The sequence below is a fragment of the Streptomyces sp. NPDC001156 genome (assembly GCF_053598275.1).
Map to the genome: position 1 here is coordinate 42,385 of NZ_JBSFJX010000013.1, position 15,855 is coordinate 58,239.

At 67.8% G+C, this 15,855-nt stretch carries 11 protein-coding genes, 1 tRNA gene and 1 pseudogene; 9 read left to right on the plus strand and 4 right to left on the minus strand.

Going from position 1 to position 15,855, the window contains the following annotated elements:
- Positions 1-171: 171 nt before the first annotated feature.
- A complete protein-coding gene (locus ACWDA7_RS09740) occupies positions 172-2,289 on the plus strand; it encodes a catalase (RefSeq protein ID WP_450603611.1) in 2,118 nt (705 codons plus the stop codon).
- A 235-nt stretch (positions 2,290-2,524) separates the two neighbouring features.
- Entirely contained in the window at positions 2,525-3,013 is a 489-nt protein-coding gene (locus tag ACWDA7_RS09745; protein WP_450603612.1) for a hypothetical protein, read from the plus strand.
- Between the two features lie 91 nt (positions 3,014-3,104).
- On the opposite strand, the gene ACWDA7_RS09750 is transcribed toward ACWDA7_RS09745, so the two are convergent.
- Complete coding sequence (locus tag ACWDA7_RS09750) at positions 3,105-4,415, minus strand: UDP-glucose dehydrogenase family protein (protein WP_450603613.1); 1,311 nt, start codon at positions 4,413-4,415, stop codon at positions 3,105-3,107.
- A 911-nt stretch (positions 4,416-5,326) separates the two neighbouring features.
- Between ACWDA7_RS09750 and ACWDA7_RS09755 the strand changes: the two are divergent.
- A pseudogene (locus ACWDA7_RS09755) lies at positions 5,327-6,320 on the plus strand (tyrosine-type recombinase/integrase); the annotation flags it as partial.
- A gap of 41 nt (positions 6,321-6,361) precedes the next feature.
- Here ACWDA7_RS09755 and ACWDA7_RS09760 read toward each other — a convergent pair.
- Positions 6,362-6,435 (minus strand) — tRNA-Gly (locus ACWDA7_RS09760).
- 271 nt (positions 6,436-6,706) lie between these two features.
- Here ACWDA7_RS09760 and ACWDA7_RS09765 point away from each other — a divergent pair.
- From ACWDA7_RS09765 to ACWDA7_RS09775, 3 genes are all read left to right on the plus strand, one after another.
- Positions 6,707-6,865, plus strand: a complete 159-nt coding sequence (locus ACWDA7_RS09765) for a hypothetical protein (protein WP_329511857.1) — start codon at positions 6,707-6,709, stop codon at positions 6,863-6,865.
- A 72-nt stretch (positions 6,866-6,937) separates the two neighbouring features.
- Positions 6,938-7,513, plus strand: a complete 576-nt coding sequence (gene dcd / locus ACWDA7_RS09770; protein WP_359407207.1) for a dCTP deaminase — start codon at positions 6,938-6,940, stop codon at positions 7,511-7,513.
- Between the two features lie 7 nt (positions 7,514-7,520).
- Positions 7,521-8,030: a phosphoribosyltransferase gene (locus tag ACWDA7_RS09775; protein ID WP_359407210.1), complete on the plus strand. Its 510-nt coding sequence runs from the start codon at positions 7,521-7,523 to the stop codon at positions 8,028-8,030.
- A gap of 5 nt (positions 8,031-8,035) precedes the next feature.
- Here the strand turns inward: ACWDA7_RS09775 and ACWDA7_RS09780 are convergent, their stop codons facing one another.
- Together ACWDA7_RS09780 and ACWDA7_RS09785 are read right to left on the minus strand one after the other, a co-directional pair.
- Positions 8,036-9,220, minus strand: coding sequence for a PP2C family protein-serine/threonine phosphatase (locus ACWDA7_RS09780; protein WP_450603614.1), 1,185 nt, complete (start codon positions 9,218-9,220; stop codon positions 8,036-8,038).
- Positions 9,221-9,442: 222 nt separating this feature from the next.
- On the minus strand, positions 9,443-10,333 hold the full coding sequence (locus ACWDA7_RS09785) for a YIP1 family protein (protein WP_450603615.1): 891 nt from the start codon (positions 10,331-10,333) through the stop codon (positions 9,443-9,445).
- 512 nt (positions 10,334-10,845) lie between these two features.
- Here ACWDA7_RS09785 and ACWDA7_RS09790 point away from each other — a divergent pair.
- From ACWDA7_RS09790 to ACWDA7_RS09800, 3 genes are all read left to right on the plus strand, one after another.
- Positions 10,846-12,705 (plus strand): DUF4012 domain-containing protein, encoded by a 1,860-nt coding sequence (locus ACWDA7_RS09790; protein WP_450603616.1) that lies wholly within the window; start codon positions 10,846-10,848, stop codon positions 12,703-12,705.
- A gap of 178 nt (positions 12,706-12,883) precedes the next feature.
- Complete coding sequence (gene asnB / locus ACWDA7_RS09795; RefSeq protein ID WP_450603617.1) at positions 12,884-14,803, plus strand: asparagine synthase (glutamine-hydrolyzing); 1,920 nt, start codon at positions 12,884-12,886, stop codon at positions 14,801-14,803.
- Positions 14,804-15,007: 204 nt separating this feature from the next.
- A complete protein-coding gene (locus ACWDA7_RS09800) occupies positions 15,008-15,853 on the plus strand; it encodes a class I SAM-dependent methyltransferase (RefSeq protein ID WP_450603618.1) in 846 nt (281 codons plus the stop codon).
- Positions 15,854-15,855 lie beyond the last annotated feature (2 nt).

Here is a 15,855-nt window from a genome sequence, read left to right on the forward strand (position 1 = left end):
GGGCCGTGATCATCCACCCGCATCCCGCAACGACGGGCTAGCCCATGCCGCTGTGGGCCACCGGGCCCTTGGCGTTCCTGGTGGTCCGGACGCAGGACGTCCCGGTCGGCCACGACGTCGCAGGCCCGAGGCGAAGGTGCGGACGCTTGCCGACAGCGAAGGACATCAGCCATGACTTCCGGAACTCCACATCCCGAGCGGCGTGACCAGGACGAGAAGGACAGGCAGCTCGACCGCTTCCGCGCGGCACCCGAGTCCGACGCGCTCACCACCGACCAGGGAGTACGGGTCGACGACACGGACAACGCACTACGCGTCGGTGAGCGCGGTCCGACCCTGCTGGAGGACTTCCACAACAGGGAGAAGCTCACCCACTTCGATCATGAACGCATACCGGAACGCGTGGTGCACGCGCGTGGCGCGGGCGCGTACGGCTACTTCGAGCCGTACAGCTCGCTGGCCGAGTACACCTGTGCGGACTTCCTCCAGGAGCCGGGGCGGCGCACCCCGGTGTTCGTGCGCTTCTCCACTGTGCAGGGGCCGCGGGGCTCGGCGGACACCGTGCGTGACGTGCGCGGCTTCGCGACGAAGTTCTACACCCGCGAGGGCAACTACGACCTGGTGGGCAACAACTTCCCGGTGTTCTTCATCCAGGACGCCATCAAGTTCCCCGACTTCGTGCACGCGGTGAAGATGGAACCGCACAACGAGATGCCCACGGGCGCCTCGGCGCACGACACCTTCTGGGACTTCTGTTCGCTGCAGCCGGAGTCCACCCACATGCTGATGTGGTTGATGTCCGACCGGGCCATTCCGCGCAGTTTCCGGATGATGCAGGGCTTCGGCGTGCACACCTTCCGGTTCGTCGACGCCGCGGGACGCGGGACTTTCGTCAAGTTCCACTGGAAGCCCGTGCTCGGTGTGAACTCCCTTGTGTGGGACGAGGCGCAGATCGCTGCCGGCCGGGATCCCGACTTCAACCGCCGGGATCTGTGGGAGGCCATCGAGTCGGGCAACTACCCGCAGTACGAGCTGGGTGTGCAGTTGGTGGCCGAGGAGGACGAAGACGCCTTCGACTTCGATCTCCTGGACGCGACCAAGATCATCCCGGAGGAGGAGGTTCCCGTGCAGCCCATAGGGCGCATGGTCCTCGACCGCAACCCGCAGAATTTCTTCGCAGAGACCGAGCAGGTCGCCTTCCACACCGCCAACATCGTCCCCGGTATCGACTTCACCAACGACCCTCTGCTCCAAGGCCGCAACTTCTCCTATCTGGACACCCAGTTGATCCGCCTGGGCGGACCCAACTTCGCCCAACTGCCGGTCAACCGGCCCATCGCCGACGTCAACACGAACCACCGTGATGGCTATGGCCAGCAGGTCATACAGCCGGGGAACAGCTACTTCCCGAACTCGCTGAGCGGCGGCTGTCCGGCGCACGCCGGCGCAGGGGTCGACAGCGGGGTGTTCCGTCACTACCAGGAACGGGTGGCGGGCGAGAAGGTCCGGGTGCGCAGCGAGAGTTTCCGCGACCACTACAGCCAGGCCACGTTGTTCTGGAACAGCATGTCGGACTGGGAGAAGGCGCACATTGTCGAAGCGTTCCGCTTCGAACTCGGCAAGGTCGGTTCGGCCGAGGTGCGCGAACGCATGGTGGCCAATCTGGCCAACGTCCATGGCGATCTGTGCGCCGCTGTGGCAGCGGGCCTCGGGCTGCCCGTGCCGCGGACAGCCTCCGCCATTGTCTCCTCCTCGTCGCCGGCACTGAGCCAGGAGAACCTCGGCGGCAGCACCATCAGCACCCGCAAGGTCGCCGTGCTGGTGGCCGACGGCACCGACGTCGAGCACGCCGAAGCGGTGCGCGGCAGGCTGACCGGGGACGGTGCCGTGGTCGAGGTACTCGCGGCCGGCGAGGGCACCGTGCGCGGCGCCGACAGCGCGGCACTCGACGTGGACCGAGCCCTGCCGACGATGGGGTCCGTGCTGTACGACGCCCTTCTGGTGCCCGGCGGCAAGCAAGCCGCGCAGACTCTGCTGGACGACCCGGCCGCGGTGCGTTTCGTGGAGGAGAGCTACCGCCACGGCAAGCCGATCGCCGTTCAGGGTGAAGGCGAGCAGCTGCTCACCGCGGCCAGGCTGCCGGCCGAGGTGCTGAACGGCTCCGGGACGGAGCAGGGCGTGATCAGCGGCAACGGTGCCGATGACATCGCCGACGCCTTCGTGGCCGCGATCGAACAGCACCGCTTCATGCGCCGTCCCGGATTGCTCAATCCGGGGTCCATCGACTGAGTCTGCGCCTCGCGATGTGGCGCACGCCCATCGGTCTCGACAGCAAGAAACCCCGGGGTCCTGACCTGGGGGTTTCACCGTGATTTCCCCTCGTCTGGGCCGCCTGGCGACGGGATCGAGCATGTCTCCCGTAGGGTGCTCGCGCTCACCTCGCGTCGTGGGCTCGGCCTGCACTCCTGAGCGTGGCCAAAAGATCAGTGTGGGGGTTTCGCTGGCATCGTTCTGTGATGGTGAGGTGCGCGTACAGCGGCTTGCCCTGGGCCACGAAGCCGACGCGGGGTCGGGCGACCGCCGGATGCGTCCCGAGCACCTCGACCCTGCCATCGGTCGGTGCCGCCAGCCCGGCCGCGACGGCGAGCAGCGCCTGCACCACCGCGAACGGCTGTTTCCGCAACAGAGTCGACGAAGGTACCGGGGCCTGGCCAACGAGTTCCCCGGACAGGTCAGCGCCCCGCCGAAGAAGCCCCAGGACGACGCCTGCGAGGGCGACGAGAGGGCCTGGCGCGAGCAGCGACGCCGCCAGTCCCCACGGCGCATCCGCGTGGCGCACACCAATGCCGAGTACCAGCAGTGGCACCCACTCCAGCGGTGCACCAGACGACGCGAGACCTACGTCGAAACCCACCTGGCCATCGTCGGACTCGTCTCCGACCGCTCGGCGCGCAGGCCCATAAGCCACCAGCACAGCACCGAACTGGCACCCCTCCGACAGCTCGCCTGCTGATCACCCACCAGCCGATGCGCTGGGCAACCACGCCCTGAGCTCATTTTCCCCCAAGGTCGTAATCGTCAATGGATCGCTGCCGTGGATGGCGCTACGCCCGTGGCCGGGTTGTGGCGCGTCCAATGCTCATGCAGGTGAAACCGGCCTGGGTGAGAATCGTAGGGTCGAGCATGTTGCGCCCGTCGAAAAGCAGCGGCCTTCGCATCAGATCGCGTGTCATCGCCCAGTCAACATCCCGAAGTTGGGGCCACTCAGTCACGATCACGGCGGCGTTGGCATCCGTGACGGTTTCGGCGACCGTCGAGTGTCGCTCCGCCGCTGCCCACGGTGCTGTGCTGGCGGGGCGCGCCACGGGGTCCCAGCAGGTGAGTGTGGCGCCTTCGGCGAGGAGCCGTGAGGCCAGGACGGTGCTCGGGGCCTCGCGCATGTCGTCCGTGCCGGGCTTGAACGTCATCCCGAGGAGGGCGATGCGGCGTTCGTGCAGGGTGCCGAGTTCATTCTTCAGCCGCTGGACGGCACGGCGGGGCTGGAGGTCGTTGACCTCGATGACGGCGTTGAGAAGTTGGAAGGAGTAGCCGGTGTTGCTTGCCATGGCGCGCAGGGCCCGGGAGTCCTTGGGGAAGCATGATCCGCCGTAGCCGAGGCCGGCGTTGAGGAAGTGTCGGCCCAGGCGGTGGTCCATTCCCACGGCATCGGCGACGTGGGTGACGTCGGCACCGGTGGCTTCGCACACGGTGGCGATCTCGTTGATGAAAGTGATCTTGGTGGCGAGCAGTGCGTTGGAGGCGAGCTTGACCATCTCGGCTGATGCGACATCCATCCTCTGGACGGGGCCGTCGACGCCGGCATGAAGTTCCGTGAGCAGCCCCGCGGTGGCGTCGTCAGCAGTCCCGATCACGATCCGGTCAGGGTGCAGGAAGTCGGCAACAGCTTGGCCTTCAGCCGTGAATTCGGGGTTGGAGGCGTAGCCCACATGGGGGAGGCCGGCCTGATCGAGAGCAGCACGAATGCGTGAGCCGGTACCGACCGGGACAGTGGACTTGACCACGACAGCGGTGAGGTGGGCAGCTCCACGCAGGGCATCGATGACTGCCCAGACCCGGGACAGGTCGGCGTCGCCGGAAGCGGTGGGCGGCGTGTCCACACAGATGCAGGCGACTTCCGCGTCCTTCAGGGCTTCCGCGGCTTCGAGCGTGTAGACCAAGCGCTCCTTGTTCTGCGCCAGCATGTCTCCCAGGCCCGGTTCATAGATGGGCACATCCCCGGCTTGCAGCAGTCGGATGCGTTCTGGCTGGATGTCACGGACCGTGACTCTGTGACCCAATTGCGCAAAGCAAGCGGCAGTGACCAAGCCGATGTACCCGGCACCGAAAACGGCAACGCTGCGACTGCTGCCCGCCATGAAGGCGCTCCAATTCGTCAATGGTGGGAGGCGGCGCTGTGTAGGGCAGGCAGGGCGGTCTCAGGATGCTTGCGGTGGGGACACGTGTAGGTAAGAGGCGCCAGCGGCCTTTCTGGCCGTTGGGCTGTATGTGCCATTCCGGAGGAGAGTAACGACCTGCGGCGGTCTAACTGCGGCTTTCCTCGCCCGTCTCTCTCGTGTCGAGATCACGTGCCGACTTCAAACATTCGCGTGATGCGCACACTGATCACAAGTCGTTCACATGTTTCTTACTCCTGGGGTCTTACATGTCCGGGCTCGGACAGCTTGCGCAGACCGCCATCGTCATCGGTGCATCACGTACCCGCTCGGCGGCTGGATGGTCCTGCCGCCGTTGCCGTGGTGGTCGGCGCCTGGTGCCGCGATTCCGTTACCGTCACTCCCGAACTCCGCGCGGTGCACAACCGCCCCACCGGCCCGGCCGAAACGCTCCGCCCCGCCGCTGCGGCATCGTCCACGGCCAGGACGACGACCGACTATTCACCCCGCTCGACCCGAGTACGTACGACCACGACTACGAAGCAGCCGTACTCCGGAACGCGCCCGCCGGTGCGCTGTGGTGGCGCTTCTCGACTACCTGCGCTGCGAAGTCGCCAAGCGCACGGCCTGTCACAATGGTGCTTCCGCGAACACGCGCGTGTGTCCTCCCAAGGTCGCGGAGTACCAGAAGCGAGGCGGCGCCGTCCACTTCCAAGCCGTCATCCGTCGCGACGGCCCCGGCGCGGAGACATCCCGCCCCTGCCCAGGACCACTGCCGAGCTACTCACCGACGCCATCCGCGCTGCCGCAGGGAAGGTCCACGTGGACGGACCGGTCATCGACGGCCGCGCCCAAAGCTTTGCTTTCGGCCGCCAACTCGACGGCCGCTCCATCTGAGCCGCCGACTTCAACGACGGCCAGGAGCCGACCAGCGCTCGGTCGCCGTCTACAGAGCCAAGTACGCGATCAAGGGCAATGAGACCGCGACGGGCGCCCTCTACCGGCCTCTCGCCGACTTGGACTTGGACGAGATCACGGCACCGCGCGTGCGTGAATGACGGATCGAACGGCTGCGGGAGACCGGGATCAAGACGATCACTGCCAAGACGTACCGTCTCCTCAAGGCCATAACGGAGACGGCCTTCGATGACGAGCTGATCCAGCCCAGTCCACTGCCAGACAAAGGACGCCGGTAAGGAGAACGCGGCCGAGTGTCGTATCGCCACCGTCGCCCAGGTCGACGCGCTCACCAGAGCCGTGGGGATGTGGTGGCGCCTCATGGTCTACCTCGGCGCCTACGGCCCGATGCGGCCGGAAGAGCTGGCCGGCGACCTCGACACCCTGCGGGTCCGTGTTCGCCTCGCCGCGCCGGAGCGGATGAAGGGGCGCGTCCAGGGCGACACCAAGAGCGGAGCCGGAATCGGGTTGTGATTCCTCCCGCGTTTCTCCACCGGGCGCTCCGATGGCGCCTGGCGTCGTATGTCGGCCAGGACCCGATGGGCTGCTGTACGTGGGGGAGAACGGGGCTCCCTTCCAGCGCAGCGCCTTCGATCGGAAGTGGCGCAGGGTGCCTGAGATCGTCGGCATGCCTGAGGGCTTCCGCTTCTACGACCTTCGTCACACCGGGCGCACGCTCTCGACTCGTTCGGTGCCACTCTCAAGGACACGATGGTCCGCGCCGGGCAGGCCTCCGAGAAAGCCCCTCTGATCTATCAGCACTCCGAGGAGGAGCGGCAGCGCGACGTCGCGGCCGGGCTGGACGACATGGTCCGCGCCGAGCGTGCGAAGCCCACGAGAACGGGAGTGCCCACTGCAAGGAGGAGTCCACCGGCAGCTAGCCCGGATCTTATGGTGCGGATGTGGTGCGCGCGCCGCCTAGCGGTCTAGACAACAAAGAACCCCCGGGTCTCTGACCTGGGGGTTTGTATTGGAGCGGGTGACGAGAATCGAACTCGCGCTCTCAGCTTGGGAAGCTGATGTTCTACCATTAAACTACACCCGCGTAGGAGGCCGGTTGATCCGGATCCGTAATGCTCGCTCACTGTACCCCATGTCGGACCCCCGGTGCTGATGCCGTGGGTCCGAACGCTTTCCCGGGTGTGGATGCTGCTGCGGGGGACAGGAGTTGGGGCGTACGGTGGGGGTGGCGAAGAGGGGTCGTGGACGGCCGGAGTGCCGCCTGGAAGGCGGTCCTTTTCATCCCGTAATGTGGCTTTCGTCATCCGTCACGCACGTGAGACGAAGGCTCTTGGGGAAGGGACTCAGAGGACTTGATGGAGCGCACCGTCGTCCGTTGTGCCGAGGGGCACGTGTTCAGCACCGCTTCGTTCCCGATGCAGCAGGCCGAGCGCCTCGGGCCCGGCCGGCTCGTCCGGTGCCCTCGCTGCGCCCGGCTGCGCAGTGTGGTGCCGGTGGCCTTGGAGAAGCAGTAGCGGCCTAGCAGTACAGGCGCGCGGGGACGCCACGATTGTGGTGGCTCCGCGCGCCTTGCGTATTCTCAGGACGTGCTTCTCTCAGACAAGGACCTCCGGACCGAGATCGACAAGGGGCGGGTCCGGATCGACCCGTTCGAACCGACCATGGTGCAGCCCTCGAGCATCGACGTGCGGCTCGACCGCTACTTCCGGGTGTTCGAGAACCACAAGTACCCCCACATCGACCCCTCCATCGAGCAGGTCGACCTCACGCGCCTCGTCGAGCCCGAGGGCGACGAGCCGTTCATCCTCCACCCCGGGGAGTTCGTCCTGGCCTCCACGTACGAGGTCATCACGCTGCCCGACGACCTCGCCTCCAGGCTCGAGGGCAAGAGCTCCCTCGGCCGGCTCGGGCTGGTCACCCACTCCACCGCCGGGTTCATCGACCCCGGCTTCTCCGGGCACGTGACGCTCGAGCTGTCCAACCTGGCCACGCTCCCGATCAAGCTCTGGCCGGGTATGAAGATCGGGCAGCTGTGCATGTTCCGGCTCACCTCACCGGCCGAGTTCCCCTACGGCAGCGAGCGGTACGGATCCCGCTACCAGGGGCAGCGCGGGCCCACGGCCTCCCGCTCCTTCGTCAACTTCCACCGGACGCAGGTGTGAGCGGGACATGACCGGGACAAGGGAGAACCTGACCTACGAGGAGTTCGGCCAGGCCGTCCGCGATCTCGCCCAGGCCATCGCCGACGACGGCTACCAGCCCGACATCGTACTCAGCATCGCGCGCGGCGGCGTCTTCGTGGCGGGCGGTCTCGCGTACGCCCTGGACTGCAAGAACATCCACCTTGTGAACGTCGAGTTCTACACGGGTGTGGGCACCACGCTGGAGATGCCAGTGATGCTCGCGCCGGTACCCAACGCGATCGACTTCACCGACAAGAAGGTCCTCATCGCCGACGACGTGGCCGACACGGGCAAGACGCTCAAGCTGGTGCACGACTTCTGCCTGGAGACCGTCGCCGAGGTTCGCTCCGCCGTGATCTACGAGAAGTCCCACTCCCTCGTGAAGTGCGAGTACGTGTGGAAGCGGACCGACGACTGGATCAACTTCCCATGGAGCGTCCTGCCCGTGGTACGCAAGTCCGGGGAGCCCGTCACGCCCTCGAAAGAGGCTCTCTGACCGCGTTACTGGCGTGAGTGATCCAGAGCGCGGCCCGGTTGAGCAACGGGGCCTCGCTCATCCGTGCCCTCCGGGAACCGGTCGATGAGAATCATGGCCACGTCATCCACCAGGGAATCGGCGGTGTGGCAGATCAATCGCCGATGGAGCTCCTCCAGGAACTGCTGCGGAGTCGCTGCGTGCACGGATTCCATGGCCTCGGGCAGCGGGAAGAAGTCGCCGGAGCCGTTGCGGGCTTCGACCACGCCGTCCGTGTAGAGGAGAAGCCGGTCACCTGGCCCGAAGGTGTAGCTCTCCGTGGGAGTCGGAGGGCCGGTCATCAGGTCCTCCAGACCCAGAGGTGGCATGGGCGCGCGAGGTCCGAGGGCGCGGACCGTGCCCTGGTGCAGCATCAGCGGAGCCGGATGGCCGCGGTTGACGAGCTGGACCACGGACCCGTTCGCCACTTGGCCGACGAGGGCGGAGGCGAAGCACTCCATCTGGTATTCCTCGTCGTGGTCGGCGGCTGCGCGTTCTCTCCGCATGGCGGCCGCGCAGTGATTGACGACCTCGGCCAGATCGCGCTCGTAGTGGACGGTCTCTCTGAACGCGCCCAGCACGGCTGCGGCCGCGCGTACAGCCGGTAGGCCCTTGCCCCTGACATCGCCCACGATCATCCGGACCCCGAACCGGGTCTGGACGGCTTCGTACAGATCACCGCCGATCTGGGCCCCGGACTCGGCCGCCAGGTAGATGCTGGCGGCACGGAGCGGACCCAGGCGGGGGCTCACGGGCCGCAGCAGGACGTCCTGAGCCGCCTTGGAGACACGGCGGATCCGGTCGAGTTCCTGTTGCCTGCGGGTCCGCATGACGTTGCTGATCGTGACGCAGGCGACGGAAACCACGACGAGGCCGAGAAGGTTCCCGTAGACCTGCTCGTCGCCCCATGAATGATGGAGGGTGGCGGAGATACTGCTGACGGCCAGGGCGCCGACCGCTGCCGACAAGGTGCCCAGCGGGCCCACGGTGAGTGCGGCGACCGCCGGCATCCCCGTGAGGAGCGGCCCCGTGTAAATGGTGTGCAGGGGCGAGAGTTCGATGCCCAGCCCGATGAGCAGGACCGCGAAGGGCAGGCATTGCCCCAGCCTGAGGAGGCCTCGGTCGTGATCGCCCCCTCCTGACCGGTCAGAAGTGCGGAAGATCCACCGCATACCAACAGCGTCCCTCGTTGCCCCGCGATGTTCCACCGTGCCGCGAGCGATCCGCTCAGCCACTCTCGATCGGGCGCGGCCGGGGCCCTGAATCCGCCTCGGATGTCACTGAGAGTGCCGAACCGGCCGGGTTGCGTGTCCCGAGTCCCGCAGGCCTCACCCCGGGCACGCGAAGGCCCCCGGCGGCACGTCCGCCGGGGGCCTTCCGCGTACGACCGGGGACTAGAACGTGCCCAGCTTCACGATCGACAGGATCGCGATCAGCTGTATCGCCGACGCGCCGAGTGCCTTCGGCCACGGCAGGTCGTGGGACTTGGAGACCATCTGGGTCAGCAGCGCGCCCGCCGCGACCCAGGTCACCCAGCCCAGGAGCTGGACGAAGGGTGCGTCACCGCCCAGGAACATGGCGACGACCAGGCGCGGTGCGTCCGTGATGGACATGATCAGCATGGAGAGGCCGACCGTGGGCTGCCAGGCGCCGTCGCCGCCGAGCTGGCGGGCCAGGGTGTGGGTGACCACGCCGAGCACGAAGGAGCTGATCACCATCGCCACGGCCGTCGTCAGGACGATCGGGATCGCGCTCGAGAGCGTGGCGTGGATCGCGTCCTGGCGGGCGCCGTCGAAGCCGAAGACCGCGAGCAGGCCGTAGAGGAAGGTCACGATGAGGGCCGGGGCCCACATCGTGTAGTCCCGCATCTGCAGAAACGTCCGGGTCGGGGATATGACGATGCCCCGCAGCAGGTCCTTCCAATGCAGTCGCGGACCGATGGGCGGCGCGGCGGCCTGGCCGGCACGGTAGGTCTCGCCGGCGTTGTAGGGGTCCTCGCCGACGGAGAACGCCTGGGTGTGGCCCGGATTGTTGGCCGCGTACGGATCCGGCCGGCCTGGATAGCCGTGGCCGTCGTCGCCGAAGTACTCCGGCTCACCCTGGCCCTGGGGCGCCCTCCACAGCGGTTGCCCGCGATGGGGCTGCGCGCCGCCGTACTGCTGCTGCGGCGGGGAGGGGTAGCCGTACGACGGGCCCTGCGGCGCCTGCTGCCCGTACGGGGGTTGCTGCGGTCGCGCTTGAGGTGCGCGGCCCGCCCGGTCGCGTCCGATCCTGAATCCAGCCACGTCTTCGAACGTACCTGCTCCCGAAGAGTGGCGTGGGGGCCCGGGGCGACGGGACAGGCATTGCTGCCGAGCTGTGACATCCCCTAGGGGTCCGCCGGGCGCGTCATCAGGGACATATCAGCTGCCCACTGGGGGGCTCCGTGTCCGCACTTCTACGCACCTGGCGGCCCGCTTGAGCTGCGCACTCTGCCGGAGTCCCGGCGCGGCCGAACGAGTGCCACCGCTCCGCCGTCTGTGGCGTGCCCGAGCGCGTCTGTTTTCGCCGCAAACGATTACTGCCTATGGATTTTCATGCCTGATGCCACTCGATGGTGGCGCTGTTCGGTGGTCCGCGGTTCCCGAACGGCTCGCATCGGTCCAAGGCGCATAGAGGCAGGGATGACGGACGCTACAGCGGTGAGGTGCAACCGAACGTGGAACAGCCCACGCACGCCACGAGACGCCCTTCGTGCGGCCGAGCGCCGATCGCCCGATACCGAAGCACCGGCGCGAGTGGGAGCTGAGGGCCGGGCATGCCGCCGATCACCGACACACTCCTGAGCAGTGCCGCCCCGGCAGTCCCGGAGAGCCCGGCGCGGCGGAAACGCCGACGTGTCCGGCTCCTGCTGTGGGTGCTCATGGGCCTTCTCCTCACAGGACTGGTGTGGATCGTCGTCACCGGCCTGATGGCCCGGGCCGAACTCGTCGGGAGCCGCAACGACTTGAGGACCTTGCGCAGTTCGGTGACGGGGACCGGTAGGCCCGCCTCGACGGCCGAACGAGGGGCGACCCGCAGCGAACTCGCTCTGCGGACGGCCCGTTCCGCCGCGGCGCACGCCGAACGCGCGCACTGGCTCACCACCGGCCCCGCGTGGTACGTGGCGGCCCGACTTCCCTTCGCCGGAGACTCCTTCGAGACCGTGCGCGGGACGGCCGAAGTGGTCGATCGGCTGGCCGGAAAGGCGTTGCCCGCCGTGGTACGCACCGTGGGCCGCCTCACCGCGAACGCGGGGGGCAAACACCTCAACCTCGCCGAACTGCGCAGGGCCGCACCGGATCTCGAGCATGCGGCGCACGAGGCGGCCCTGGCCCGGACGGAGGCGGACAGCCTGCCGCGACGCACCTGGTTGCCTCCGGTCGACCGGGTTCGCGGCCAACTCCTCGCCACCCTGGACCGGGTGGCCCCCGCGATGGAGAACGCCGCCGTCGGCGCCCGTCTGCTGCCGCCGATGCTGGGAGAGGGCGGCCTGCGCCGCTACCTCCTGGTGTTCCAAAACCCCGCCGAGGCACGCGGTACGGGCGGGATGCCGGGTGCCTACGCCGTGCTGACGGCCGACAAGGGCTCTCTGGCGCTACCGGAGTTCGGACGGGACACCGATATGGCGGGCACCCGGCCCAAGATCGACCTCGGTGCCGAGTTCGCGGCCATGTACGCGCAGTACGACTCGGTGATGACCTGGCCGAATTCCAACATGAGCCCGCACTTTCCCTACGCCGCGCGCATCTGGTCCGCTGCGTGGCACGCCAAGAGCGGGGAGCGCATGGACGGCGTGCTCTCACTGGATCCGGGTGCGCTGGCCGGACTGCTGGCCGCGGTCGGACCGGCGCGGATGGCCGACGGCACACTGGTCACCGCGGCCAATGTGGTGGACCTCACCGAGCGCACCAACTACGTGATGTATCGGGACCCGGTCAAACGCAAGGCCTTTCTGCTGAACGTGGCCCGTGCCGCTGCCGGGCGGCTGCTGACCGCCGCAGGGGACTCCCAGCGGCGCCCCGCCCTGCTCCGGGGCCTGTACGAGGTGCTGGGCAGCGGGCAGATGACCGCGTGGAGCGCTCATGCGAACGAGCAGCGGGAGCTGGCGGCGCGCCCGGTCGGCGCCTCCGTCCCGGAGGGACCCGGGCCCTATGCCGGGCTGGTCGTCAACAACGCCGCCGGCACGAAGCTGGACTACTACCTCGACCGCGCCCTGGAGTGGTCCCCCGGTCGCTGCACCCGCGACGGACGCGAGGTCACCGTCAAGGCGGTCCTCACGAACCGTGCCCCGGCCGGGGGCCTTCCCTCCTATGTCACCGACCGGTTGGACAAGCCCGCCTATGTGGCCCGCCCGGGCGACAACCGCCTGCTCGTCTCGTACTTCGCGACCGCCGGGGCGCGACTGGTCGAGGCGAGCGTCGGCGGGAAACGACACTTCGCGTCGCCGGGCACCGAGCGGGGGCACCCGGTGTTCACGTTCGACGTCGAAGTGCCCCGGGGCCAGAGTCGCACGCTGACGCTGCACTTGCTGGAACCGCCGTCCGATCACGTCCCCACAGTGCTTCGGCAACGACTGACCCGCCCGATGCAGGTCACGGTGCGTCCCGGGCCCCGATGCGCGGGACACGGAGCGTAGCCCTCACCGTTCGTCGACGTGCGGCACGGCGAGGAGCGGTTCCGGCGCCGCCGGGGCCGTCACCCGATGGCACCACCCCCTTGCGGCTTGCCAGGTATGTGCCGATTGCACCGGTATGGTGCTATCGGGGTTGCATTCGGTAGTTCGTTCACTTCTTACACCCAATGAGGGAGGGCCGATGTGCGGCGTAGCGGGGATGGTGTCGACGGCGTCACCCGATCCGGCGGCCGTGAGGACGATGTGCGATGTCCTCGCCCATCGCGGCCCGGACGGTGAGGGGTTCCACACCGATGACCATGTCGCCCTGGGCATGCGGCGACTGGCCGTCATCGACGTCAGCGGAGGCGACCAGCCCGTCTTCAACGAAGACCGCAGTGTGATCGCGGTCTTCAACGGAGAGATCTACAACTTCCCGGAACTGCGCAGGGACCTGCTGAGCCGCGGGCACAGATTCCGCACGAACGGCGACAGCGAATGCCTCGTCCATCTCTACGAAGAACACGGAGAGGACCTCGTCCATCACCTTCGCGGCATGTTCGCCTTCGCTGTGTGGGACGCAGGCAAAGGACGGCTGCTGCTCGCTCGCGACCGGGTCGGCAAGAAGCCGTTGTACTACCGGGATGCCGGTGGCTCGCTGGCCTTCGCCTCCGAACTCAAGGCGCTGAGCGCGATCGCCCCCGGCCGCGGCGAGGTCGACCCGGTGGCCCTGCACCACTACTTGACCTACCAGTACGTGCCCGCACCTTGGTCGATCCTCCGCGACGTCCGCAAACTGCCGCCTGGTTGTCTGCTCACCTGGCAGGGCGGGCGAGTTCAGGTGCGGCGCTACTGGGAGCTCGACTTCACCCCGGGCGCCGTCACCAGCGAACAGGAGGCGGCCGAACGGGCCCGGGAGCTCCTCCTCGAGGCCACGGGCATCCGCATGCTGTCGGAGCGGCCCCTGGGCGCCTTTCTGTCCGGTGGCATCGACTCCTCCGCCGTCGTCGCGGCCATGGCGAGGCTGTCCCCGAAGCCCGTGAAGACCTTCTCCATCGGTTTCGAGGACGCCCAGTTCGACGAGCGGGCGCACGCTCGGGCGGTGGCGCGGCAGTACGGGACCGATCACCATGAATTCGTCGTGGACGCCTCTGCGTTGGAGATCCTGCCCACCCTCGCGTGGTACTTCGACGAGCCGTTCGCCGACTCGTCCGCGATTCCCTCGTTCTACGTGGCCCAGTTGAGCCGCCGGCATGTGACTGTCGCCCTGAACGGGGACGGTGGCGACGAGTCGTTCGGCGGATACGCCCGCTATGCCCAAATGGCCCGCATGGAGAAGTTCCGGGTCCACACCTCCCTGCGCCCGGCCGTCAAGCACATGGGCCGGTCCCTCCTCGCCGTCGCTCCGGCCTGCTCGAAGCGGCGCAGGGCCGGCCGCGCCCTCACCGTGCTGGGCGAGACGCCGCAGCGGCGCTATGCCCGGATGATGTCGTACTTCATGCCGGAGCAGAAGCAGGACCTCTACGCGGAGCGGCTGCTCGAGGCAACGGCCGGAATCGACAGCTACGAACTTCTGGATCAGGCCTTTCGCGGGTCACGCGCGGTCAGCCGGATGAACCAGCTGATGGATGTGGACGTGAACAGCTACCTGCCCGGAGACCTCCTGGTCAAGGTGGACATCAGCACGATGGCCAACTCGCTGGAGGCCCGGTCGCCCTTCCTTGACCATCGCCTGATGGAGTGGGCGGCAGGGCTGCCCGCGGAGCTGAAGGTCCGCGGCGGCACCACCAAGTACCTGCTCAAGAAGGCGTTGCGGGACTGGCTCCCGCACGAGGTGCTCTACCGGCCGAAGCAGGGTTTCGGGGTGCCGATGGGCCACTGGCTGCGCACGGATCTGAAGGACGTGGCATGGGACGTGCTCACCGACCGGACGGCCGTGGACCGGGGACTGTTCCGGCCGGAAACGGTGAGAACCCTGCTCAAGGAACACCAGGCCGGAGAGGACCACGCGCGCCAGATCTGGGCGCTGATGCAGTTCGAACTCTGGCACCGCAGATTTGTCGACCAGCCGCCGTCCGGGTCGCCGGCGGTCGCCGGTCAGCCGCTGCGGCAGACCGGCTGACCGGCCCCCATGCTCCTGCACCCTGTGCGATGTCCGCAGTCCTGTGTCGGAGGCCCTGGGCGGCCGGGCTGCTCTTCGCTGACGCTCTGACGGAGCTCGAGATCTCCACTTCCTTCCGGATCGCCCCCGGCTGTCTGCCGACCCGTTCCGCGGGCCCCAAGGCAGATCCCTCACCCCTTCCCTCCGCAGCGTAAGGAAAGCCGAATGATCGACTGCGAGACCGAGATCAGTCAGGGCCGGCGCTTCGCCTTCGGCCGGAATTGGCTCCGATTTGAACAATTGATCGACGAAGAACGTGTCACCCTCGCCAGAAGATCGCTGGAGTCGGCCCTCGGCACCAAGGACCTGACGGGCCGCAACTTCCTGGACGTCGGCTGTGGGAGCGGACTGTTCTCCCTGGCAGCCCTGCGCATGGGAGCGCGAGTGCGTTCGTTCGACTACGACCCGGACTCGGTGAGCGCGGCCGAGAAGGTGCGCCTGGAGTTCGCCCCGGACGGGGACTGGAGCGTCTGCCGCGGCTCGATCCTCGACGCGTCATTCGTGAAGGAGCTGGGTCAGGCCGACATCGTCTACTCCTGGGGCGTGCTTCACCACACCGGGTCGCTCTGGCGTGCGTTGGAGGCCGCCTGCGGCCTGGTCGCCCCCGGCGGGACGCTGTACGTGTCGATCTACAACGACCAGGGAGTGGAGAGCCGCGTCTGGACGTCGGTGAAGCGGCGCTACAACATGTCCGGTGGCTTCGGGCGCCGTCTGCTGCTGACCGGCAGCCGGCTCTATCTCGACCGGCACTACCCGCTGCGGGCCATGCTGGGAGTGGCCAAGCACCTCCGGGGCACCTCGAGCGGGCCCATCCCCCGGCCCCGGGGCATGTCCCGGAAGCACGACCTCGTCGACTGGGTGGGAGGCTATCCCTTCGAGGTCGCAACGCCCGAAGACATCTTCGCCTTCTGTCGCGAGCGCAACTTCGAACTGCGCCATCTGAAGACCTGCAGGGGCGGGATCGGTTGCAACGAGTTTGTGTTCACTCTCGCTTCGGCCACCGTCGGGTGAGA